At 65.1% G+C, this 2,208-nt stretch carries 2 protein-coding genes; both read left to right on the forward strand.

Translation table 11 applies throughout. From position 1 onward, the window contains the following. Positions 1-93: 93 nt before the first annotated feature. Positions 94-1,005 carry an ESX secretion-associated protein EspG gene (locus WBF82_RS15510; protein WP_424383877.1) on the forward strand — a complete coding sequence of 304 codons (912 nt, stop codon included), beginning with the start codon at positions 94-96 and terminating at the stop codon, positions 1,003-1,005. Between the two features lie 174 nt (positions 1,006-1,179). Beyond that, the coding region (gene eccD, locus WBF82_RS15515; RefSeq protein WP_424383878.1) for a type VII secretion integral membrane protein EccD at positions 1,180-2,208 on the forward strand (1,029 nt) is incomplete at its 3' end.

Genomic DNA, 2,208 nt, shown 5'->3' on the forward strand with positions numbered 1-2,208 from the left:
GCTTAAAAGTCACCAATTGGCGCGGCAGCACACCGAACCGGGTGCGCTGCCGCGTCCTGCGGTAACCGACCACGTCGAGACACGAGAGTAGTGATGGATCAAACCACCCGCACCGATATCACAGTCAACGTCGAGGGTTTCTGGATGTTGCAGGCGTTGCTGGATATTCGCCACGTCGCGCCCGAATTACGGTGCCGGCCATTCGTTTCCACCGATTCGATGGACTGGCTCAACGAGCATCCGGGCATGGCGGTCATGCGCGAACAGGGGATTGTGACGGGCGAGAAGGTCGACGAGTCGATCGCTGCCCGGATGCGGGTGCTGGCCGCGCCCGACCTCGAGGTCATCGCGCTGCTGTCCCGGGGCAAGCTGCTCTACGGCATCAAGGAAAAAGAAGAAGGCAGCGAGGACGAGCCGGTGGGCTCCCGCGAGATCCCGGACAACGAGTTCCGCGTGCTGCTGGCCCGCCGTGGCCAGCACTGGGTCTCAGCCGTACGGGTCGGCGACGAGATCACCGTCGACGACGTCGCAGTCGCCGACACGACTTCGATCGCGGCGTTGGTGTTCGATGCCCTGGAGTCGATCCATCACGCCGATCCCGCAGCGATCAACGCGGTCAACGTGCCGCTGGAAGAAATGCTGGAAATCACGAAGGCCTGGCAGAGCTCCGGTTTCAACGTCTTCTCCGGCGGCGATCTGCGGCGGCTCGGCATCAGCGCGGCGACGGTGGCCGCGCTGGGGCAGGCGCTGTCGGATCCGGCGGCTGAGGCCGCTGTCTACGCCAGGCAATACCAAGACGACGCCAAGGCGCCCAGCGCCTCGGTGCTCTCGCTTAAGGACGGATCGGGCGGGCGTATCGCGATGTACCAGCAAGCGCGTACTGCCGGGTCGAACGAGGCCTGGCTTGCTATCTGCACGGCCACCCCGCAGTTAGTTCAGGTCGGGATCAAGACGGTTTTGGAGACCCTTCCCTACGGCGAGTGGAAAACGCATAGCAGAGTTTAACTAAACGTTACGGAAATACCGCCCATATCAAGGTTTTTCGGTGCAGCATTCACTCAAGGTGCGGATGCCGCGAAACAGCCTAGAATCTGCTCAACAATTGGGACGCGACGTCACAATTCCAAATAGCGAGGCAAGACACATGGACCCAGAAATCGTCGACAGAGGGGTTGCACAATGACCGCAGTAGCCGAGGCGCCGCAGCCTGGTACAGAGGCGATCTCATCGCCTCAGTCTGTAGTGGTTGGCATCATCGCCGGCGAGGGCGCGCAAATCGGCGTGCTGCTAGACGCCAACGCCCCGGTGTCGGTGATGATCGACCCGCTACTCAAGGTCATCAACGTCCGACTGCGGGAGCTGGGTCTGCCGGCCCTAGAAGCCAAACAGCGGGGGAGGTGGGCGTTGTGCCTCGTCGATGGCACACCGCTGCGGGCCGCCCAGTCGCTGAGCGAGCAGGACATCTACGACGGCGATCGGGTATGGCTGCGGTTCGTCGAAGACACCGAGCACCGCTCGCAGGTCATCGAGCACATCTCGACGGCCGTATCGGTCAACCTGAGCAAGCGGTTCAGCTCAATCAACCCGACGGTGGCCATCCAGGTCGGTGCGGCAATGGTCGCGAGCGGAGTGCTGTTGGGATCGGTGCTGCTGGGCTGGTTCCGCTGGCACCACGACTCGTGGGTGCCGGCGCCCTACGCCTTGGTCATCGCGGTGCTGGTGATCTCCGTGGCGCTGATGATCCTGTCGCGTGCCAAGACCGTTCAGGATCGCCGCGCAGGCGACATCTTGCTGTGGAGCGGTCTGGCGCCACTTGCGGTGGCGGCGGCTGCCGCGCCGCCCGGACCAGTCGGTGCGCCGCACGCGGTGATGGGATTCGCGGTCGCAGGCGTCGGCGCGATGCTGGCCTTGCGGTTCACCGGCCGTCGGCTGGGTACCGGCACTGCGATCGTCACGGTGTCCCTGGCCGCGACGCTGGCGAGCCTCGCCCGGATGGCTCTGGGCGCCGGTGCGGTCACGCTGTTGACCTGCATACTGCTGGCCTGCGTGTTCGGCTACCACGGCGCCCCGGCGCTGTCCCGCTGGTTGTCCGGGATCCGGCTGCCGGTGTTCCCGTCTGCCACCAGCCGCTGGGTATTCGAGGCCCGGCCTGACCTGCCGACCACCGTGGTGCACCCGGTCGGCGGCGGCCGCCCGACCCTCGAGGGC

Origin of the sequence: Mycobacterium sp., assembly GCF_049673265.1 — a bacterium.
GTDB lineage: Bacteria > Actinomycetota > Actinomycetes > Mycobacteriales > Mycobacteriaceae > Mycobacterium.

Coding starts and splice junctions, on each gene's coding strand:
- WBF82_RS15510 (WP_424383877.1), top strand. CDS start 94: ATGGATCAAACCACCCGCACCGATATCACAGTCAACGTCGAGGGTTTC.